16 protein-coding genes are annotated in these 20,454 nt (G+C 59.6%); 7 read left to right on the top strand and 9 right to left on the bottom strand.

Annotation, left to right across the window (positions count from 1 at the left end; translation table 11 throughout):
- Positions 1–4 precede the first annotated feature (4 nt).
- Positions 5–1,507, top strand: a complete 1,503-nt coding sequence (locus CFN46_RS07485; protein ID WP_088743152.1) for a tripartite tricarboxylate transporter permease — start codon at positions 5–7, stop codon at positions 1,505–1,507.
- Between the two features lie 134 nt (positions 1,508–1,641).
- Positions 1,642–3,021 carry an exodeoxyribonuclease VII large subunit gene (gene xseA / locus CFN46_RS07490; RefSeq protein WP_088743153.1) on the top strand — a complete coding sequence of 460 codons (1,380 nt, stop codon included), beginning with the start codon at positions 1,642–1,644 and terminating at the stop codon, positions 3,019–3,021.
- 156 nt (positions 3,022–3,177) lie between these two features.
- Here the strand turns inward: xseA and glrR are convergent, their stop codons facing one another.
- The 6 genes from glrR to CFN46_RS07520 form a co-directional block, all read right to left on the bottom strand.
- Complete coding sequence (gene glrR / locus CFN46_RS07495; RefSeq protein WP_024952081.1) at positions 3,178–4,545, bottom strand: two-component system response regulator GlrR; 1,368 nt, start codon at positions 4,543–4,545, stop codon at positions 3,178–3,180.
- A 121-nt stretch (positions 4,546–4,666) separates the two neighbouring features.
- Complete coding sequence (locus CFN46_RS07500) at positions 4,667–5,233, bottom strand: hypothetical protein (RefSeq protein WP_024952082.1); 567 nt, start codon at positions 5,231–5,233, stop codon at positions 4,667–4,669.
- A 44-nt stretch (positions 5,234–5,277) separates the two neighbouring features.
- The gene (locus CFN46_RS07505) at positions 5,278–6,843 is read right to left on the bottom strand and encodes a HAMP domain-containing sensor histidine kinase (protein ID WP_051510898.1); all 1,566 of its coding nucleotides are present in this window, start codon (positions 6,841–6,843) and stop codon (positions 5,278–5,280) included.
- 1,086 nt (positions 6,844–7,929) lie between these two features.
- Complete coding sequence (gene argA / locus CFN46_RS07510) at positions 7,930–9,240, bottom strand: amino-acid N-acetyltransferase (protein ID WP_088743154.1); 1,311 nt, start codon at positions 9,238–9,240, stop codon at positions 7,930–7,932.
- 212 nt (positions 9,241–9,452) lie between these two features.
- A complete protein-coding gene (locus CFN46_RS07515; RefSeq protein ID WP_024952085.1) occupies positions 9,453–10,736 on the bottom strand; it encodes an inorganic phosphate transporter in 1,284 nt (427 codons plus the stop codon).
- 40 nt (positions 10,737–10,776) lie between these two features.
- Positions 10,777–11,457, bottom strand: a complete 681-nt coding sequence (locus CFN46_RS07520; RefSeq protein ID WP_024952086.1) for a TIGR00153 family protein — start codon at positions 11,455–11,457, stop codon at positions 10,777–10,779.
- A 489-nt stretch (positions 11,458–11,946) separates the two neighbouring features.
- Here CFN46_RS07520 and CFN46_RS07525 point away from each other — a divergent pair, with 489 nt between their 5' ends.
- Positions 11,947–12,927, top strand: coding sequence for a CYTH domain-containing protein (locus tag CFN46_RS07525; RefSeq protein WP_176426432.1), 981 nt, complete (start codon positions 11,947–11,949; stop codon positions 12,925–12,927).
- A gap of 105 nt (positions 12,928–13,032) precedes the next feature.
- Complete coding sequence (locus CFN46_RS07530) at positions 13,033–14,043, top strand: ion transporter (RefSeq protein WP_088743156.1); 1,011 nt, start codon at positions 13,033–13,035, stop codon at positions 14,041–14,043.
- Between the two features lie 131 nt (positions 14,044–14,174).
- Here the strand turns inward: CFN46_RS07530 and CFN46_RS07535 are convergent, their stop codons facing one another.
- The 3 genes from CFN46_RS07535 to CFN46_RS07545 all read right to left on the bottom strand — a co-directional run bounded on the left by CFN46_RS07535 (position 14,175) and on the right by CFN46_RS07545 (position 16,726).
- Positions 14,175–14,966, bottom strand: a complete 792-nt coding sequence (locus CFN46_RS07535; protein WP_035159737.1) for a 5'-nucleotidase, lipoprotein e(P4) family — start codon at positions 14,964–14,966, stop codon at positions 14,175–14,177.
- A 209-nt stretch (positions 14,967–15,175) separates the two neighbouring features.
- Positions 15,176–15,799, bottom strand: coding sequence for an L-threonylcarbamoyladenylate synthase (locus CFN46_RS07540; RefSeq protein WP_024952090.1), 624 nt, complete (start codon positions 15,797–15,799; stop codon positions 15,176–15,178).
- Positions 15,800–15,865: 66 nt separating this feature from the next.
- The gene (locus CFN46_RS07545; protein WP_084488060.1) at positions 15,866–16,726 is read right to left on the bottom strand and encodes a PHP domain-containing protein; all 861 of its coding nucleotides are present in this window, start codon (positions 16,724–16,726) and stop codon (positions 15,866–15,868) included.
- A 416-nt stretch (positions 16,727–17,142) separates the two neighbouring features.
- On the opposite strand from CFN46_RS07545, the gene CFN46_RS07550 reads away from it, so the two are divergent.
- The 3 genes from CFN46_RS07550 to mnmC all read left to right on the top strand — a co-directional run bounded on the left by CFN46_RS07550 (position 17,143) and on the right by mnmC (position 20,427).
- Positions 17,143–17,727, top strand: coding sequence for a septation protein A (locus CFN46_RS07550; RefSeq protein ID WP_024952092.1), 585 nt, complete (start codon positions 17,143–17,145; stop codon positions 17,725–17,727).
- Positions 17,727–18,026, top strand: coding sequence for a YciI family protein (locus CFN46_RS07555; protein WP_024952093.1), 300 nt, complete (start codon positions 17,727–17,729; stop codon positions 18,024–18,026). The genes CFN46_RS07550 and CFN46_RS07555 overlap by 1 nt, the downstream gene beginning before the upstream one ends.
- 184 nt (positions 18,027–18,210) lie before the next feature.
- Complete coding sequence (mnmC, locus tag CFN46_RS07560; RefSeq protein ID WP_369597142.1) at positions 18,211–20,427, top strand: FAD-dependent 5-carboxymethylaminomethyl-2-thiouridine(34) oxidoreductase MnmC; 2,217 nt, start codon at positions 18,211–18,213, stop codon at positions 20,425–20,427.
- The last annotated feature ends 27 nt before the right edge of the window (positions 20,428–20,454 follow it).

Below are 20,454 nucleotides of genomic sequence, written 5' to 3' on the forward strand. Positions count from 1 at the left end.
TTGCATGTTTGATTTCATCATTCAGGGCTTCGGAGTGGCGTTGACGCCCCTCAATCTTGGCCTGGCCTTTACCGGCGCCCTGCTCGGCACACTGTTCGGTGCCCTGCCGGGCATCGGGCCCATCAACGGCATCGCCATTCTGATGCCGCTTGCCTATACCCTCGGCCTGCCTGCCGAATCTGCGCTGATCCTGCTGGCAGGTATCTATACCGGCGCGGAATACGGTGGTCGGATGTCCAGCATTCTGCTCAATGTGCCGGGGGACGCCGGCGCCGTCATGACCACCCTGGATGGCTACCCGCTGGCCAAGAAGGGCCTGGCGGGGCCTGCGCTGGGCATCTCGGCGATCAGCTCCTTCGTGGGCGCCAGCATCGCGATTCTCGGCTTGACGCTGTTCGCGCCGCTGCTGGCCAAGGTCGCGGTCCTGTTCGGCCCGGCAGAGCTGTTCACCATGATGGTGTTCGCGTTTGCCTCCATGTCCGTGATGATGGGCAATGATCCGGTCAAGACCGCCCTGGGCGCCATTCTGGGTGTGCTGATCGGGACGATCGGCGTCGACTCAGGTACCGGTATCCAGCGCTTCACCTTTGATATTCCGGACCTCTACGATGGCATCGACTTCGTGGTATTGATCATCGGCATGTTCGCGATCAGCGAGATTCTGTTGATGCTGGAAAGCCGACTGCAACACGGCAAGACAGGCGAGCTGCCCGTCATAGGCCGCGTCTTCGTGACCATGAAGGAAATTCTCTACTGCAAGGGCGCCATGCTGCGCTCCAGCCTGATCGGTTTTCTGATCGGCGTGTTGCCGGGCACCGGTGCTTCGGTCGCAGGGGCCGTGGCCTATACCACCGAAAAACGCATCAGTGACAAGGACAACACCTTCGGCACCGGTGACATGCGCGGACTTTCCGCCCCGGAGGCGGCCAACAATGCTTCGGCAGCAGGTTCCTTCGTGCCGATGCTGACACTCGGCATTCCCGGTTCTGGTACCACTGCCGTGCTGCTGGGCGCACTGATGCTCTACAACATCACGCCGGGCCCGATGATGTTCAGCGAACATCCGAAAGTGGCCGGTGGCCTTATCGCATCACTCTATATCGGCAACATCGTGCTGCTGCTGCTCAATCTGCCGCTGGCGGGTTTCTTCGCGCGCGTACTGACCATCCCGCGTTGGGCACTGGTGCCCGGCATCGTCATCCTGTCCTTCGTCGGCGTGTATCAGCTGCACTCGGACATGGGTGCCATCTACCTGATGCTGGGCATCGGCATCCTTGGCTACCTGCTGCGCAAGCTCAACTTCTCGCTGGCCACCATCGTGTTGGGCTTCGTGCTCGGCGGGCTGATGGAAGAAAACCTGCGCCGAGCACTGGCCATCAGTGGTGGCGACACCAACATTCTGTGGCAATCTGGTATCTCGCAAGGACTGTGGGCCGCCTCGTTGCTGTTGATACTCGTGCCCTTTCTGCTGTCACGCCTTGGCAAGCGCAAGGCACAGACTGCCTGATCAGGACACACCTGCTGGCAGTCACTCAAGCCCCCGCCTTCGTTCAAGAGGCCGGGGGCTTTTTGGTGGCAAGCCAGTCGCCTGTGGCATCATGGCGCTCTCTTCCGTCCAGCCCTCCACTCAAGGATTCGCGCGTGTTCGAACCGCCTTCTTCTGCCGCCAACGCCATCAGCGTGACTCAGCTCAACCGCGAGGCCAAGCGCCTGTTGGAGCGTGGGTTGGGCGAGCTGTGGATCGAGGGTGAGATTTCAGGCTTTTCGCAGCCGCGCTCTGGTCACTGCTACTTCACGCTGAAAGATGACGGCGCACAGGTGCGCTGCGCGCTGTTCAAGAGTCGCGCCCAGTTTCTACGCGAGAAGCCGAAGGATGGCGATCGTGTCCGTGTCCGCGCCAAGGTGTCGCTGTTCGAGGCACGCGGCGACTATCAGCTGATTGTCGAGGCGCTGCAGCAGGCGGGGCTGGGTGAATGGCTGGCGCGGTTGGCAAGACTCAGGGAGCAGCTGGCAGCCGAGGGTATCTTTGCCAATCAGCGTACCCTGCCTTATCCGCCGCAGCATCTGGGTGTGATCACCTCGGCGACCGGTGCGGCGCTGCAGGATGTGATCGCCGTGACCCGTAAACGCTGGCCGCAAGCGCATCTGAGCGTGTTGCCCGTCGTAGTACAGGGACCGCAAGCGGTGCCACAACTGATTCGCGCGGTGGCGATGGCCAATCGTGACAGTGACTGCGATGCACTGCTGATCACTCGTGGTGGCGGCAGCCTGGAAGACTTGTGGGCATTCAATGATGAGCATCTGGCACGCGCCATCTTCCATTCGCGCCTGCCGGTGGTCGCGGCCATCGGCCACGAGACCGACACCACGTTGGCCGAGCTGGCTGCCGACCTGCGTGCGCCTACGCCATCAGCTGCCGCGGAGGCGCTGTTCCCCGATCAGCGCGCGTTGGCGCATCAATTGGATGCCCTCTCCCAACGACTGTGGCGCACTCAACGTGCCCTGCTCGACCAGGCTGCACAGCGTCTCGATCATGCTCGCTCACGCCTGCGCCATCCGGCACGCGACCTGACGCTACAACGTGAACGTGCCAGTGAGTTGGAGCGCCGCCTGCACACTGCCCTGCGTCAGCGCTTGCTGAGTGAACAGGAGAAAGCGGCCCAGCTGGAGCGGCGCTTGAAGCAGGCCAGTCCCGCGCGTGATATCCAGCGTCATCGTCAGCAACTGGCGATGCTGACGCCGCGCCTCAACACTGCCCTGCCACGTCGCTTGGCAGCGGATCGCGAGCGGCTGGAAGCGGCCATGCGCGCGCTGAATTCAGTCAGTCCACTCAATGTGCTCGGGCGTGGCTATGCGATTGTCGAGCGTGTCGGTTCACAAAGCCCGCCGCGGGCGCAGCAGAAAGGCAATGAGGTCATCCGCGCCGCGCATCAGACCCAGCCCGGCGAGATGCTGTCGATCCGGCTCGAAGAAGGTCGGCTGGCAGTGGAGGTCAAACGCCGCTTCAAGCCAAAGCCCTGAGCACTTGATCGGCACTGATGCGCTGCCAGACCGAAAAAAGCCCCGCTACCTGAACAGGTAACGGGGCTTTTTCATGGGCTTTTTTCCACTGACACGTCAAGCTGCTGCTGGCTCAGGCCCTTCGCGCGTGGGCTTGCAAGAAGCGGCGCGTTAAACCTAGAAGTCAGGCGGGCCCTGTTCGGCGCCCGGCTTGAAGACGCCCGGCTCGAGGTCGTGACGACCCAACAACTTGTAGAAGTCGGTGCGGTTACGCCCCGCGATGCGCGCAGCCTGAGTCACATTGCCTTCAGTGATTTTCAGCACCTTGATCAGGTAGCTGCGCTCGAAGCCAGCACGTGCCTCGGAGAAGGACGGCAGTGCATTCTCTTCTGCGGCCAGCGCCTGAGAGACCAACGCCTCTGGAATCATCGAGGAGCTGGTAAGCGCGACACATTGCTCGACCACGTTGACCAGCTGACGCACGTTGCCCGGCCAGGCGCTGGACGCCAGCAGGTTCAGCGCTTCCGGCGAGAAGCCCTTCACGAAAGGCTTGTGACGCGCAGCGGCCTGATTGATCAGGTACTTGGCCAGTAGCGGCACATCTTCGGCACGCTCACGCAGAGCTGGCAGCTTGAGATTGACCACGTTGAGGCGATAGTAGAGATCCTCACGGAAGTCGCCGTCATGCATCGCTTTATCGAGATTGCGGTGCGTGGCCGAGATGATGCGCACGTCGATGGCAATCGAAGTGGTCGACCCCAGCGGACGAATCTGACGCTCCTGCAGCGCACGCAACAACTTGACCTGTAGCGCCAACGGCATATCGCCGATTTCATCCAGGAACAGGGTGCCGCCATCTGCTGCCTGGAATAGCCCCTGATGCGCACTGACGGCACCAGTGAATGAGCCCTTGGCATGCCCGAACAATTCGCTTTCCAGCAGTTGCTCCGGCAGTGCGCCACAGTTGATGGCGACAAACGGCTTGGAAGCGCGAGGGCTGGCATTGTGAATCGCTTTGGCCATCAGCTCCTTACCGGAACCGGACGGGCCCGTGACCAGCACGCTGACATCCGAGGCCGCGACCATGCGCGCCTGCTCGAGAATCTGCTCCATCTGCGGGGAGCGCGTGATGATACCTGCACGCCAGGCATCATCGCCTTCCTTGACCGGCGGCGCCTGTGCCAGCGCTTCATCGATGGCCGCGAACAGCTCATCCTTGTCGATCGGCTTGGTCAGGAAGCTGAACACCCCCTGGCGTGTCGCGCTGACGGCATCTGGAATCGAACCATGCGCCGTCAGCAAAATAACCGGCATGCCCGGTTGACGCTTTTGCAGCTCGCCAAACAGGGCCATGCCATCCATCTCATCCATTCGCAGGTCGGACAGGACCAGATCAGGACGTGCAGTTTCGAGACGATTAAGCGCCTCACGGCCACTCCCAGCGGTAGTGACCTTGAAGCCACGACTTTCGAGACGCATGCCGAGCAGCTTGAGCAGGCTCGCATCATCATCAACGAGCAGAATATGCGCTTGAGCGTATTTCACACTAACTCTCCTTGCGTCACTTGACGGCTTGGGGACAACCAGCCATCAGGCCCGCACAGTCTTGCGTCATCTAGCCAAAGGGGCCGATGACAGATCGTGGCCAGAGGCAGCCGCTGAGACTTCAGGGCGTGCTCTGGCGGCGAGAATTGATCGATTCCTCGATGGCAGTCAATGCTTCGAGCTTCTTGCTGAGCTGAGCATTATCGGCGCTCAGCTTGCGGCGAGCACTATCGCTCTTGTCACGCTCAACAATCAGGTCACGACGCTCCTCAAGTCCATTCAGCCACTGACGCAGCAGCGGCTGAAGACGACTCGGTGCCGTCGGCAGATCGGCCTTGAAGAGGTCGGATGCATGCTTCCAGTCCGACTCGTCACCCCAGCTCAACAGCACTGCGCGTGCGAGACGACGATCGTGACGGGTGCCTTCCAGCTGCTCCAGCGTGTTTCGACGCCAGTCGCTGTTACCACGCTGCGCTTGCAGGGAGAAGGCAACCCATTCATCCAGCAGGCAGTCTTCCTCAATGAAGTCCGGCAAGCCACCGGCGCCAAGACAGCTGTTCTTCACATCAGGACTCACCGCCGCGGACTCAGTGCCCGGCAAGGTGATATTTGACAGGGCTCCACAGGCACTGAGCGTACTGACCAGCATGAAAACGGTAAGGCCCATCAGTAGTCGTTGACCCTTCATTACTTCAGTTCCTTGCGTGTTTGATGGCACTCATTGGTGTCATTTCATGTGGTATGGATAGGGGGTAATGACGGATGATCATCATTGGCAACATGGGTGCCTGGCGGCAGATCATGCTCGCTACCCTCCCCTGACGGCAGCGAACGAGCCAGTGTGGGCAATGTCAGCCGGAAACAGACATCCGCTCTGGTATCGTCTATCAGCACCAATTGACCAAATTGGGCACGGGCGCTATCAGCAGCGACCGAAAGACCAATGCCAGAGCCCTTGAGCGGCCCTTTACGCTTCACCGCGCCTTGATAGAAAGGCTTGAACAGGTGATCGCGATCCTTGTCGGCAATCGGCTCACCACTATTGGCGACCTCGATGACCAGCTGACGGCGCTCCTTGCGCGCTCTCAGCCACAGATCGCCACCATCTTCGCCGTAAGCAATGGCATTGGAAATCAGGTTGTCGAGAATGCGTCCCGTGCGTGGCCTGTCAGCATCCCAGCTCAAGCTGGCAGGCGGAAGATGCACTTTCATGCCTTTCTTTTCCAGTGCCAGCCGATGCTTGGCCAGTACTTCCTTGAAGACCTCATGGACATCAAAGCGGCTTCTTTCAAGCCCTTGATTATGCTGTAACAGATTATAGTCGAGGAGTTGCTCGATAAGCTTCTGTAATTCCTTGCTGGAATCGTCCAGCAGTCCAAGGATTTCTGCCTGATGCGGACTCAGCGGTCCTGCCACTTCATCAATCAGCAGTCCGGTACCCTCGCGGATACTGGCCAATGGCGTCTTGAGCTCGTGCGACATGTGACGCAGGAATTGCTGCTTCTGCTCTTCCAGTTCATCAAGGCGCATCGACAACCAGTTGAGACGCTCACCCAGCTGCACCAGTTCGGCAGGCCCCTTGATCACGACCGGCCGCTCACTGTCATGACCACTCCCCAGGCCATTGATCCGACGTTCCAGCTGACGGATGGGGCGAATGATCAACCAGGTAAAGAACAGCATCAGCATCAAACTGATAGAGACCAGCGCTGCTGTCTGCCACCACAACTGACTTTTGACTTGAGTCGCACGCGCGCGAATACCCTCGATACGGGCATCGACGAGTTCACGGGTGGAATTGAGCAAACCACTGGCTTGTATCGAGAAGGGGCCAAAGTCCCCCAGATGGCTACTGACCTGCGCCACGCTCATCTCGGGCATGCGCTCCAGTTCCGACAGAGTGCCTTTCAGCTCACTGACGCGCGGGTCTCCCTCACCAAGCAGACGCGCCTGTGCGTCCAGCAGCTCACGGAAAGCGCTGGCCTTGTCGGCATAGATTTTCATCAGGTCGGGATTTTCCAGTACGGCGTACTGGCGAGCGCTACGCTCCATCTCGACGGCGAGATTGGTCAGCGTACGGGCACGCCGAGTCTGGTCAACTGCCTGACGGGCGCTGACGTCGGCAAGTTCCGACAGTTCTGATAGCGCTTGTCCCGCCTGGAACATAAGGACTGCGATCGGCAGCATCACCACAAGGAAGGCCATCAGCACTAGCTGAGGCAGAGAGCGGGGACGCCAACGTCGTGACACCGTGGAGGCCATTGAGAGAACTCTATGCAGGAAAGGGGTGGTCATCATCGAATCACGTCTTCCAAGAATACCAGAGTTCGCCAGCTTCCATCGCGGTTGCCAGTTCGTTAATAAATATGATTCTGATTTAAATCATTACACTGCCACGAGACAGACAGCCTCACGACCGGTATTAAGGATGATGCCAATGACCCATCGTCGTTAGACGCACAGCGAGACGCGCAAAAAAAGAGGGCCGGCAGGGCCGGCCCAAGTACGCAGGGAACTGAAGGGTCAGTCATCACAACGTGTCTCTAGAGACGCGTTGTGATTGGTGGGCCTGTCAGGTGGTCTGCCTGTCAGGCCCGGGAGGAAAGAATGTCACCTGGTGGTCGTTCCAGGTTAACCGACATTCACGACGGACAAGGTCCGCGCTCCCTATCGGATGTGAAGCAGGGGGCAACACATCACAATGCTACTCGTTGAGGCCTTCGATCAGCAGAGCACTTCAATGACTTGTGCTTGATCCACACTGAAAGCATCAACCTTGATCTGAAGATGATGGCGGCATATCCAAACAGCCACCACATCCGGTATCGGGCATCCATGCCCGGGCGTCCGTGCCCTCAAGATACTTTCCTTGCCCGCGAAGGGCCGTACCTGTCTCATCGCAACCTGAAGTCACACATCGCGTGGAGCAGACGCTTGGCCTGTCAGCGATCACGGAGCGCACAGGGTAGTGAGTACCGTCATCGCTGTAAGACCCGAGAAAGGGCTAATTACACGGCCACTAACTCTTGCTCACAATGTATATAGCGATCAACGTGCCATAAAACGTAAAATACATTAAAAATCAATATGTTAAAAAGAACACATGACCACGTTGTCTGTCATATCGCGCGCTTCCTCGTGATTGAGACATTTTCGCCCTGCTTTTCGTCGCAAAATGACAACACATATATAGGTTTTGGACATTATAGATTAAATATCAGTACCTTATAGCGTCTCCTTTGCAAGACATTGCAAGATTACCGTCGTGAAAGTGCAATCTCACAACGAAAAACACCCGGCAGGTACTCCACCTTCCTCAGGCAGGAAGGCAAGCACATGCCGGGTGCAAGCAAGGCAAGCGAGGCAAAAGAAGCGCCTCCCTCTTCACAGCGTCTTGAGCAACACCTTGGATTTACGTGCCGAGTTGTAAGCTTCACGGCGCATGGGCGGCAAGTCTTCCAGCACAGCAGACACGAAGCCGTGCTCGATGAACCAGTGCACAGTGTGCGTTGTCAGCGCGTATAACCGAGTCAGACCCGCCCGGCGCGCGCGTAACTCGATATCGGCCAGCAACTGCTCACCCCGCTGGCCGCGCCGGTAGTCATCGTGCACGGCGACACACGCAAGTTCGCCCATCTGGGCATCACGACTGATATGCAATGCTGCACAGCCAATGATCATGCCATCGCGCGCCAGCACCACGTAGTCATCGATTTCATGCTCAAGTCGCTCGCGGGAGCGGGCAACGAGAATACCGCGTTGCTCAAGGGGGCCGAGCAACGCCAACAGGCCGCCGACATCTTCAAGGCGTGCCTTGCGCAACTGCTCATAGCCCTGCCGGGTGATCATCGTGCCAATACCGTCGCGGGTGAATAGCTCGCCCAACAGCGCATCACGGTCACGCCAGCTCAGCAGGTGCGTACGCCCAACGCCATGCCGTGCGGCGCCACATGCGGCAGCCAGATGGCGTGACAACTCGCTATCATCTTCACGTGGTGGTGCCAGCGCCGCAGCTTCATCAGGATTGAGCTGACGCAGCAATTCTCCGTCATCACCCAATAGTCCCTCGCCCTCGCCCAGCAGGATGAGCTTGTCTGCCGCCAGTGCGATTGCCGCATGCTCGGCGACCTCGGCGGCGTCCAGATCAAACACCTCGCCAGTGCTGGAAAAGCCCAGCGGCGGCAGCACGACAATCGCTTGCTGAGAGAGCAGCCCCTGAATGGCCTCACTGCGTACGCGACGTACCTCGCCACCGTGAAGAAAATCGACGCCATCGCGTACACCCAGCGGCTTGGCCATCACCAAATTGCCCGAGACAGCAGAAAGCTCGACGCCATGCAGTGGCGTATTGGGAAGACCCAGCGACAGACTGGCCTCCAGGCGCAGACGCAGCGTGGCGACCTGCTGCTCCAGATGACCCAGGATGTCCCGCGTGACTATCCAGCGCCCCTGATGGCGCTCTGCCTCGATACCTGCGGTTTCCAGCGCATCTCTCACCTGTGGCCTGACACCGAACACCACCACCAGTCGAACGCCCAACGTGTGCAACAGCGCCAGATCCTGAATCAGCTGTGCTCGTCGTGAAGATGACAGGGCATCGCCCTCAATCAGAATGACGAAGGTCCGCCCACGATGAGCGTTGATGTAAGGCGAGGAATTGCGAAACCAGTCCGCGAAGGGGAAACGCGTGTTCAAGAGCCAGCTCCAGTACAGGAGGGAGGGGAAAAGGATGACAATGGATCAGCCCACGACACGGCCGCCATCATCAACTCATCATATCAGCGCCGCCGCCTGCACCGCGAGCAGCGCCCCTGATATCGATGGCTAGAGACAAGAAAGGCGACCCGAAGGCCGCCTTTCTTGTCGTGATCACTGCGTGCTGTCTGACTTCATTTGCATAGGTCGGCTTAGCCGAACATGCCCTTGAACATGAAGAAGAACAGGATCGACAGGATAGCGCCTGCCGGCAGAGTGATCAGCCACGACATGACGATGGTACCGATCACGCGCAGGTTGAGCGCTGCCATGCCGCGTGCCAGACCTACCCCCAGCACCGCACCGACGAGGGTGTGGGTGGTGGAGATTGGCAAGCCAGTGCCAGATGCCAGTACCACAGTAGAAGCGGCGGCCAGTGTGGCCGCAAAGCCACGCGACGGTGTCAGTTCAGTGATGCCGGAGCCGACGGTCGCAATGACACGGCGACCATAGGTGACCAGACCGAAGACGATACCGCCGCCGCCCAGCACCAGGACCCACCACGGCATGCTCGCCTTGGCGCCGATCTGGCCAGCAGAGTCCACCACGCTGATGATGGCTGCCAACGGACCAACCGCATTGGCCACATCGTTGGAGCCATGGGCAAAGGCCATCGCACACGCGGTGAACATCATCAGCAAGCCGAAGATCTTCTCCACACCGCTGAAGTCGAAATCATCACCCGTGGCGCGATTTTTCTCTGAAAGGCGCGAGCGTGCCACCTTGCGCTCCATCAACACCCCGATACCCATGACGATGGCACCGATGACGATGGACAGCAGCAGGCTGGATTCGAAATTCAGATTCAGCCCGACGTGCTTGAGCCCCTTGACCAGCGTCACCATCGCAATGATGAAGCCGACCAGGAACATGTACATCGGCACGTACCGTTTCGCAGCCGCGAACGGGTCTTCGTTATCGAAGATCAGCGTCTGCACGGACTTGAACAGCACGAAGGCAATGGAACCTGCCAGCAACGGCGAGACCAGCCAGGAGGCGGCGATCTGCCCGACCTTGTCCCACTGCACCGCATCCACGCCCAGACCTGCCGCGGCAAAGCCCACGATGGCGCCGACGATGGAATGCGTGGTGGAAACAGGCCAACCCTTCATCGAGGCAATCAACAACCAGATACCCGCCGAGAGCAGCGAGGCCAACATGCCATAGACCAGATATTGCGGATTTTCGATCAACAGGGCGGGATCAATGATGCCTTTGCGGATGGTGTCAGTAACTTCACCGCCCGCCAGCCAGGCCCCGAGGAATTCGAACACGACGGCGATAAGAATCGCCTGCTTGATGGTAATGGCCTTGGAACCGACCGATGTACCCATGGCATTGGCAACATCATTCGCACCGACACCCCATGCCATGAAGAAACCAAACACACAGGCCAGGATGACGAGGACATCGCCGTATTGAGCAATGATGGACATAGGGAACTCTTGAGCAGATGGCAGGACGTCCTGACAGCGCTTAACGCGCCATCAGGATCTGCAGTCGGGTACCGACTTTTTCAGCCTGGTCGGAGACATCACCAACCCAGTCGATAATCTTGTAAAGGAAGACAACGTCGACCGGAGGCAGACTAGCTTCCAGAGAGAACAGCGTCTGCCGGATCTCGACCTGCTGTTCGTCTGACTGCTTCTCGAGCTCATGCAGCTCGTTGATCAGCTTCTCGACCAGCACGCTCATGTTGCGCCCGAAACCGGACTCAACCAGATCTTCAAGCTCACCCAGCGCACGTCGCGCCTGGCAAACCGACTCCACCGCAGTCTTCAGATAGATACGCATGGCGGGCACCAGCGTTTCAGGAATCTGCATGCGGCGACCCAGCATGATACCGGCGATGTCCTTGGTGACATTCGCGATGGAATCCTGGACATGGATCAGCTCGAGAAGGTCGGAACGCGACACCGGAAGGAACAGTGAGTTGGGCAGATTGAGCCGTAACTGTGTTTTCAGCTCATCGGCTTCACGCTCAAGCTTACTGATGGTCTGACGAATGCTGGCCGCCTGATCCCAGTCGCCCTGTTCACAGGCGTCAAAGAATGTCAGCAAATGCTTGGCGCAGTCGTCGGTCTTGATGATGTGGGTGTGCAGCGCCTTGAAAGGCGAGCGCCCGAACATCGAAGAAAAAGGGTTAGTCGTTACCATAGTGGCCGTCGGCGTTAAGGATTGACGCGCGGAGTGTAGCAAAGGCTGTGAAGTGATCACATCACTTTCATCATGGCGTCACAACGCCGCCATGCTGTTGTAATTTTCGTAACATCAGCGGCAGCGGGAGAGGAGTCAGAACGACTCCGAGGAGAGATTGTCGTGCATCGGCGGGACCTTCAGTCACTCGCATATCACATCGCTTACTAATATAACCAAGGCCTTACTGGCAGGCAATCCACGCCATCGTGTCGCCATCACATCGTCATTGACTCATGATTCATGACGTCTTCTGCCACAGACGCTGGGGCAGAGAACGCTCGCCATGCTTGCCTTGCCATCAGTCAGGCGCGAGCATGAACGCCATGGGCACCTTTAGGTGCTTACTCGATGTTTATCCGCCAGCGCATCATCGCGCGGCTTCTCGGGTCGGGTCTGCCATCAGCACCCCCTATTTTCTTTTCTATTGTTTGTTTGCGGAGCCCCGTCATGGCCCAGGAAATTGAACTCAAGCTCGCGCTATCGCAGCCGGTCGTTGATCGCCTGTCCTTGCTGGAAACCTTATCCAGCATTCCCGAGCTCACTGGCCTCACGCCCAAGCGCCGCTGGCTGGCCAATACCTATTTCGATACCCCCGAACATGCATTGGAACGTGCGCGCATGGCACTGCGTCTCCGGCGTAGCGGCACAGACGCCGATAGCAGCGCCCCGTTACGTCAAACCCTGAAGACCAGTGGCGAGAGTCACGGCGGACTGCATTCACGTGGCGAGTGGGAATGGGCGCTACCCGAGGATCAGGCCACTCTCGACCTCGATGGGCTGCGTGCACTCCCCCCACTGCAAGCGCTGAACGAGACCTCGCGTGAGCAGCTACTTCACGCCCTATCACCGACGTTCAGCACTGACTTCGAACGCCATGCCTGGCAGATAGAGGTCGCGGTCGCCGGGGGCAGCGTGGGCGTCGAACTGGCCCTCGATCTCGGTGCCGTCAAGGTTGAGGGCCGTGAGGTCGCGATTCAGGAGCTGGAGCTTGAACTGACCGGCAACGACCAGCTGCCGATCGAGAGCCGTGAGGCAGTGTTGTGGACGCTGGCGGATGCACTGGCCAGTCGACTGGCACTACGCCCGGCAGATGCCAGCAAAGCTCAACGCGGTGCGGCGCTGCGGGATAACGACTGGCATGAACGTTCTCTGGACACGACAGACCCCCGCGCCCTGCTTGCCGCCGCCATAGATGCTCTCGATGCGCATGCCGATCGACAATCTCAGGATGGCGAGCGCTGGCTGGCCCATGCGCTCGCCGCCGTGTCGGCACTGGCGTCACGGTTGGCCGCCAGCCAGCACCATGGGCACATCCATGCTGTAGCACTCGTCGAAGCGCTGGAGCAGAGCACGGGCACAGAGACTACCTGGGCCACCCTCGCCTTCGGTCAACACAGCCTGTCGCTATTGGCTGCCTTGCGCGACTGATCTTTCTGGACAACCTCCCGCGCTCCTTTCCACTTACTCGTGGAGGCACGCTTCTCTTATTCTTCCGCCGTACAAATAGCACGGCGGTGACTGAAGGATTTTGCCATGCCAGAGCGTCAAGGCCCGGCCAACCAGTATGGCGGCACCTCGCATGTCGAGACGTCACCGACACGTACCAGCGGTTTCGAGCCCGCCACTGGCCGCTTTCGCGCCCGGCTATTCCACTGGATATTCGAATCTGACACACCGGCGGCCAAGGCCTTTGATATCGGCCTGATCATCATGATCTTCGCCAGTGTCGCGGTGGTCATGCTCGACAGTGTCCCCTCCCTCAATGCGCAGCACGGCGAACTGTTCAACATTCTGGAATGGACCTTCACGATCATCTTCACGCTGGAGTACGCCGTCCGCCTTTATTGCCTCAAGCATCCCGGGACCTGGGCGAAAGGCTTCTACGGCGTGCTCGATCTGCTCTCCATTGCGCCGACGTGGCTATCGCTGCTGATTCCCGGTGCACAGGCACTGCTGGTCGTGCGCGTACTGCGCGTACTGCGACTGTTCCGCGTGCTACGCCTGATGGCCTTTGTCGGCGAGGGCCGCATGCTGATAGAGGCGTTGGCACGTAGCCGGCGCAAGATTCTGCTGTTCTTCATCACCGTGCTCAGCATCATCACGGTGTTCGGTGCCCTCATCTATCTGATTGAGCCGCCAGAAGCCGGCTTCACCTCCATCCCCAAGGCGCTCTACTGGGCCGTGGTGACACTGACTACGGTTGGCTACGGTGATATTGCGCCGATCACCCCACTGGGTCAGTTCATCTCGGCGATGATGATGATCCTCGGTTACTCGATTCTGGCGGTGCCGACCGGTGTGTTCTCGGCGGAAGTCATCAATGGCCTGCGCATGCAACAGACCAGCGATGAAGCCTGCCCGGGCTGTGGCCGTGAAGGCCATGACCGCAATGCCAAGTACTGCAAGCACTGCGGGACCTGGCTGGATGAAGATACCCGCGACCCACGCGAGTCTGACCTCGAACCCAAGCCTGAGCCCGAGCAGCAGTCGGCCGATGAATCCGAACCTCCGGCAGCAGAACCGCCCAACCTGGATCGCAGCTGACCACACTGGCGGTGCTGGATGTTGGCAACGGCCAGACACGAAAACGCCCCACGACCGAAAGGTCGCGGGGCGTTTCACGTCACAAGCCAGCACTGAAAGACAGATGCTGACACGCTGCTGCCAAAGACGACTTACTGGGAAAGCGGCTTATCCCAAGACGTCAACGAGGCCTTGCTCCAGCTACCGTAGGAAGCATTCGGCAACATGATCCAATCCTTGCCGAAATGTGCTGCTTGCTCAGCCACCAGCGCTTTCTGCTGCTCAGGCTCCTTGGAGGAGAAGGCATCAGAGAAATCGTGCAGGCTATCGCCCAACTGCATCACGATATCGTGGTCTTCTGCGATGCTCTGACGGCGTACCGATTTGCTCGGACCTAGCAGGCGAACATGCTCATCATCGACTTCAGGCAGGTCCAACGCACGCAAAGTGGCCAGCGTAGCGTCCTTGTTCTCCTCATAGCGATCAGACACGTAATAGATCGCCACATCCTTTGAGGCAGCATATTCAAGGAAATCCTTGGCGCCGGGAATCAGACTCGGCGTGCCCTCACGCTCCCACGCTTTCCAGGTATCCCAGCCAGTAAAGTCATGGCAGGCCTTGAGGTCACGCACCAGCAGCGCCGAGTTATCGATCACCGTCTCGTCGAGGTCGGTCATGATCGCGGCAGGCTTGCTGCTATCACGCGCGGCCAGCCGCTGCTCCAACTGATGCGTGGCCAGTACATAGCTCTGACGCTGCAGAGCAGCCACTTCAGCAGATTGCTGCTGATAGCGCAGCGCCATGGCATAAGCTGCCGGGGCGCAGTGTTCAGCCGTGGCATCCGTCGTCGTATCCGCTTGGCTAGCAGCCGATAGACTCAGCCCCGCAACGCCCATTCCAGCAACAAGCAAGACACTCAATTGACGTGAGACAGTGTTCAACATGGATAGCCCTCCGCGGCGCAAGATTCATTCCATAAAATTATGAAAACATGCGAATATTATCATTAATGTTCATGGCTCTCTCTGCGCGCGACATCCGACGACTCGCGCTCGCTTCGCGCCATGCACGCACACCGGCTAGCTTGGCTTGCTGGCACGCCTCGCAACCTTCCACGTATCTCACAGATCTCACGTATCTCACGCGTGAAGCATCACTCCGTGAAATGCGAGGTGTCGCCACGCCCTTCACGCACGATGACCGGTGGCAGCTCACGCAGGTCAACCACACTGGTGGCTTCCAGACGGCAGGCACCACCATCGATGATCAGGTCCAGCGCGTGGCCGAAGCGCTCACGAATCTCTTCCGGATCAGTCATCGGCAACTCCTCACCCGGGGGAATCAACGTCACACTCATCAGTGCTGAACCATGCGTTTCCAGTAGTGAATGGGTGATGGCGTGATCTGGCACGCGTACCCCAATGGAGCGACGCTTGGGATGCAGCAACAACCGCGGCACTTCGGTGGTGGCTTGCAGAATGAAGGTATAGGCGCCTGGCGTGTGACTCTTGAGCAGACGGAAGACAGCGTTGTCGACCTTGGCGTAGGTACCGATCTCGGAAAGATCAGAGCACATCAGCGTGAAATTGTGCTTGTCATCGAGCTGACGCAGACGCTTGATGCGCTCGATGGCCTTCTTTTCACCCAGATGACAGCCCAGCGCGTAGCCGGAATCGGTCGGGTAGGCGATCACGCCGCCTTGCTGAATGATGGCAACAGCCTGATCTATCAAGCGCTTCTGCGGGTTATCAGGATGAATCTGGAAGAACTGGCCCATGTAGTGCTCCTTGCGTCAGGACTGCATGTCTGACGGTGACATGCAGGTCTCAGAAGATTCTCGATATCATATGGTGGCGATGGGAGCATCAAAAAAGGTCGCCAGCCGTGGATGACACCATACTGGCGGTACCTTGGTGCGCGGCGGCGGGCTCATGCTACCTGGTGCCAGCGGCCCACCCGGGAAGTGAAAATCGCTGCCAACCGAAGCATACATGCCCAGCTCATCAAGCTGGCGCGCCAGATCACGCGCGCGATCAATGTTCTGGAAGCCACTGACCAGCTCGGCAGCTTCGCCACCGGCGGCAATGAAGTCTCGCAACAGCTCGCCCCGCTTGGTACGGGTCAGCTTGTAGCGCATCGGATGCGCCATCACTGCGACTCCACCATCGGCACGCACCCAGCCCACCGCTTCTTCCATTTCAGGCCAGTGCGCCTTGACGTCCCCCTTCTGACCGGAGCCAAGGTGGCGCTTGAAGGCGTCTTGCAGGTTGCGCGCCAGGCCCGCTTCTACCAATGCGCGCGCAAAGTCAGGCCGTGAGAGCGGACGATCACCGGAGCCATTCAATGTGGCCTGCTCGCGGGCACGCTCCATGGCGTTATCGAGGCCGATTTTCTCCATGCGCGCCGCTATCTCATGGCTGCGGCGCTCGCGTGCTTCATGCTGCTGGACAAGGCCTGCGCTAAGCGCGTCGCCCGCCCCATCTGGCATCAATGCCACGATATGAATGGTCTGATTGCGCCAGCGTACCGACAGCTCACAGCCCGGCATCAAGGTGACTCCCAGCGCGGCGGCAGCCTGCTGCGCCTCGAAAATCCCTTCCATGCTGTCGTGATCGGTCAACGACATGCGCGATACGCCACGGCGGGCGACCAACGCGACCAGATCAGCAGGCGCCATGCCACCGTCAGAGGCTGTGGAATGCATGTGAAGATCGATATCAGGCACGTCGATGTCGGACTCAAAACGCTTGGGCAGCGGTCGTGGTTGCACTCGCAGCGGCGCTTGTGAAGACTCAGGCGCCACATCGATATCATGAGTCTCGGATGACGGGGACGTCGGTGAAATAGCAGACACGTCGTCGGACACGGGGAACCTCTCGGGATAAACGCTTTTCGCCTTGGAATACCCGCGTCAGGAGCAGGCAGCAAAGGCAGGCGTCAGGGGCAGTGTTGACCGCCACGTGAACTCTCGCGTTACACGGGCTTTGTCAGCAGGCAGCAATGGCGGCAGAATGAGCACATGCAGGCAAGGGCTCGCCGTCGATATCCATAGGATACCACTCACGTAAGCCCTTGCCTTCCCGACGGCTGTGCCGTCGTGTTCAGGAGTGTGTGATCCCCATGAAGATGTTGCTCGACTTTCTGCCGATCGTGATCTTCTTCGTCGTCTACAAGACGACCGGCGACATGATCATGGCTACCGCGGTACTGATTCCCGCGACGCTCGCTCAGGTGCTCTATATCTACTGGCGCCATAAACGGGTTGAGAAAATGCAGCTGGTGACGCTGGCACTGGTTGTGGTGCTGGGCGGCGCAACCGTCTTGTTCGGTAACAGCTCCTTCATTCAGTGGAAGCCCACCGTGGTCAACTGGCTGTTCGCTGTCGCTTTCCTGCTTTCGCCGCTATTTGGTGGCAAGCCGCTGGTGGAACGCATGATGGAGAAGGCCATTCAGCTGCCACGCGCCATCTGGCACCGCCTCAACTTGGCGTGGGTAGTATTCTTCCTCGCCATGGGCGGCCTGAATATCTATGTCTTCAGTCATTATTCCGAAGATGTCTGGGTCGATTTCAAGCTGTTCGGCATGCTCGGCCTGACCCTGCTGTTCGTGCTCATTCAAGGCGTCTATCTGTCTCGCCACATGGTACAGGCGCCACAGGACGATACCTCAAGCTCTAATTCTCCCCGCCAAAAGGATGATTCGTGATGCTGTATTCCATTGTTTGTCAGGACGTTGAAGGTAGCCTGGAAGCGCGCATGGCAGCTCGCCCACCACACCTGGCGCGTCTTGAAGCACTGCGTGATGCGGGCCGTCTAGCCATCGCTGGCCCCAATCCGGCCATCGATAGCGAAGCCCCGGGTGAAGCCGGCTTCAGTGGCAGTGTCATCATTGCCGAATTCGCCTCGCTGGAAGATGCGCAAAAATGGGCCGATGCCGACCCCTTCGTCATCGCCGGTGTTTACGCCAGCGCCGAAGTGAAGCCTTTCAAGCAGACACTGCCCTAGGCCTTCACGCATCACCCCGAGATTCAGTCGTGTTGAATCTCACTGGACGACGGACGGCCTTGCCGTCCGTCGTCTGCGTTGCAGCCTATGACATGTAGTCGATTGCATTGAGCCGCCAGCGCTGCCTGCCGTGCAGCTCCCCTCTTGCTCTTCCTTCCCAAGCCCTTCCCTTTCAGGAACGCCCGTGAACGATCGACCTATCTCCTCGCCTGCGCCTTCTCTCAAGGCGCCCGACGCCATCCCGTCGGTGACCGCCCCCGGCATTGTGCCAAAAACGGTACTGGCACCACTGGCAGCGCTGGAAGAGGCCAAGCTTGAGTGGGACGACACCGCGCCACAGGCGACGGAGTACGGCGATGTCTATTTCTCGATCCACGATGGCCGCGCCGAGACAGTGCACGTCTTTCTCGACAGCAATCGGCTGAGTGAGCGCTTTGCAGGCTGGCAGTCTTCGCGTCCCTTCGTGATCGGCGAGACGGGGTTCGGCACTGGTCTCAATATCCTGTGTGCTGCCCAACGCTTTCTGGCCACCGCCCCGCCCAAGGCACGCCTGCATATCATCTCGGTGGAAAAACACCCGATGCGCGCCGATGACCTGCGCCGTGCACTGTCGGCATGGCCGGACCTCGCCTTGCTGGCAGAGACGCTCACCGCACAATGGCCAGCCTCGATATTGGGCGTACACCGCCTACAACTCGATGCGAGTATCACGCTGGACCTGCATTTCGGTGATGCCGTCGAGCGGCTGTCGCGACTGGAAGGCGGTGTCGATGCCTGGTTCCTTGATGGTTTTTCACCGTCGAAGAATCCCGAGATGTGGTCGCCCGAGCTGTTTGCAGCCATGGCTGGCGTATCACGCCCCAGCGCGACCTTCGCCACCTTCACGGCGGCTGGCTTCGTGCGTCGGGGCTTGCGCGCTGCAGGCTTTGTCTGGCGCAAGGTGGCCGGCCACGGCATGAAGCGCGAGATGATCTGCGGAGAACTGGACGAGGTGACCGCCACGGCACGCGCCGAACTGATGGGGCTGCAATCGGATGATGTGCAGGATGAAGTCCCGAATAAAGCATGCGCCATTCGCGGCGCCCTGCATCCGCTGCGGACCGAACAGCCGTGGACTCAGCCACCCCAGCCAGCCCCTATCACGACCCAGACACGTATCGCGGTACTGGGGGCGGGCATTGCCGGCACCAGCTGCGCCGAGGCGCTCGCGCGGCGTGGTTTCACGGTCACGCTTATCGATGCAGAGGCGCCGGGCGCACACGCGTCGGGTAATTCTCAAGGAGCGCTCTACGTCAAACTGGCGGCTGAAACCAACCCTGCCAGCCGCTTCCAACTGGCGGCACTGCAGTACAGTCGTCGTTGGCTGGAGCAGCTCGACCCGCAACAGCGCCTGTGGTCAGCCAGTGGTGTGCTGCAGCTTGCCACCAGCCCACGCGAGCTAAAGCGTCAACAGCGCTTTCTGGAACAGCACTCGCTGCCCGATGCACTGGTGAAGGGTGTGAGCGCCGCAGAAGCCAGCCAGCTGGCCGGCAGTGATATCGCCCATGCTGGCCTCTTCTATCCGGTCGCGGGCTGGGTGCGCCCTGCAGCGCTATGTCAGCACCTTGCTGCGACAGACGGCATACGCTTTCATCAGGCGCGCATTCACGCCATCCGTCAGCAGGATGACGCACAGGGCACGCACTGGCAGCTGGAAGATAGCGAAGGGCATCATATCGTGGTCGATCAGCTGATCGTCGCGATGGGCGAACGGACTAACCTGCTGGCGCCACTGGCGCATCTACCGCTGCAGCCGATTCGTGGCCAGGTCAGCGAGATCACGGTGTCAGCCGAACACACGGCCGAACTGCCATCGCTTGATTGCGTGGTCTGCGCTGGCGGCTATATCTCGCCTTGCCAGCAGCATGTTGATGGCAGCATGACCTTGAGCTTCGGTGCGACGTTTGCGCCACGTGATGAGGATGAGGCAGTACGCAAGGTGGATCATGACGCGAACGTCGCGGAATTGAGAAGCGCCCTGCCCGCCTTCGTCAGTGACTGGGAGCATGCACGCGGAACACCGCTGGAAGCCGATGACTGGCGAGGACGCGTCGCCTGGCGCGCCGCCAGCCCCGACAAGAGCCCGCTTGCCGGCCCCGCCCCCGATGCTGACGCATGGCGTACTGACTACGCAGCGCTGGCCTTTGATGCCAAGAGACGCGTTCCCCAGCTCAGCGGCGCTCACCTGCCGGGGCTATGGCTGTCCACGGCGCATGGCTCGCGCGGCTTCACGACAGCGCCACTCTGTGCTGAACTGATCGCCGCCCAGATGTGTGGTGAGCCACTGCCGTTGGAGCGTGAACTGGTCGAGCATCTGCATCCGGGCCGTCGCCTGATCCGCGATATCATTCAGCGTCGCTGAACAGGTGGCAGTACGCATGATGCATTG

The sequence above is a fragment of the Cobetia sp. QF-1 genome (assembly GCF_002213105.1).
In the GTDB taxonomy this organism is placed as follows: Bacteria; Pseudomonadota; Gammaproteobacteria; order Pseudomonadales; family Halomonadaceae; genus Cobetia; species Cobetia crustatorum.

Excerpts from the sequence above, each read along its gene's own strand:
- CFN46_RS07485 (WP_088743152.1), top strand. The coding sequence starts at position 5 with ATGTTTGATTTCATCATTCAGGGCTTCGGAGTGGCGTTGACGCCCCTC.
- CFN46_RS07500 (WP_024952082.1), bottom strand. The coding sequence starts at position 5,233 with ATGAAGGGTCAACGACTACTGATGGGCCTTACCGTTTTCATGCTGGTC.
- CFN46_RS07505 (WP_051510898.1), bottom strand. The coding sequence starts at position 6,843 with ATGATGACCACCCCTTTCCTGCATAGAGTTCTCTCAATGGCCTCCACG.
- CFN46_RS07515 (WP_024952085.1), bottom strand. The coding sequence starts at position 10,736 with ATGTCCATCATTGCTCAATACGGCGATGTCCTCGTCATCCTGGCCTGT.
- CFN46_RS07520 (WP_024952086.1), bottom strand. The coding sequence starts at position 11,457 with ATGGTAACGACTAACCCTTTTTCTTCGATGTTCGGGCGCTCGCCTTTC.
- CFN46_RS07525 (WP_176426432.1), top strand. The coding sequence starts at position 11,947 with ATGGCCCAGGAAATTGAACTCAAGCTCGCGCTATCGCAGCCGGTCGTT.
- CFN46_RS07530 (WP_088743156.1), top strand. The coding sequence starts at position 13,033 with ATGCCAGAGCGTCAAGGCCCGGCCAACCAGTATGGCGGCACCTCGCAT.
- CFN46_RS07535 (WP_035159737.1), bottom strand. The coding sequence starts at position 14,966 with ATGTTGAACACTGTCTCACGTCAATTGAGTGTCTTGCTTGTTGCTGGA.
- CFN46_RS07540 (WP_024952090.1), bottom strand. The coding sequence starts at position 15,799 with ATGGGCCAGTTCTTCCAGATTCATCCTGATAACCCGCAGAAGCGCTTG.
- CFN46_RS07545 (WP_084488060.1), bottom strand. The coding sequence starts at position 16,726 with ATGCATTCCACAGCCTCTGACGGTGGCATGGCGCCTGCTGATCTGGTC.
- CFN46_RS07550 (WP_024952092.1), top strand. The coding sequence starts at position 17,143 with ATGAAGATGTTGCTCGACTTTCTGCCGATCGTGATCTTCTTCGTCGTC.
- CFN46_RS07555 (WP_024952093.1), top strand. The coding sequence starts at position 17,727 with ATGCTGTATTCCATTGTTTGTCAGGACGTTGAAGGTAGCCTGGAAGCG.